At 60.1% G+C, this 361-nt stretch carries 1 protein-coding gene; it reads right to left on the reverse strand.

Features of this window, described 5'->3' with window-relative positions:
• Positions 1-361 (reverse strand): phage baseplate assembly protein V (locus tag AC4HNJ_RS21695; RefSeq protein ID WP_490481697.1); only part of this gene is annotated, 361 nt, incomplete at both ends.

Consider the following 361-nt stretch of genomic DNA (forward strand, 5'->3'; position numbering starts at 1 on the left):
ACTCCTTGCCGTGCAAGTCCTGCATCGTCATCGAGTTGTCGGACTGGGTGCGAATCAGGTTGACCGACATCAGGCCATCCTGATTCGTGATCAGGTCCGAGCGGATCGAGTTGTGATGAAAGGCGGCGATGTAGGGCTTGTCGGGATCGCCATCGCGAAATTCGATGACGGCTTCGTCACCATCCTGAGCCGGGAAGTGCATGCCCGTCTGCAGCTTGCCTGCAAACGGCTTGGCCAGGCGCAGCGGCACGCTTTCGCCGCCGGGATTCCAGGGGTCGAAATCCAGGTCGAAGCGCACCACGTAGTGGCCTGCCTTGGTCAGGTAGGCATAGTTGTATTTGTCGGGCGACGTGACACGCGC

The organism is Dyella sp. SYSU CM1112 (genome assembly GCF_058216415.1).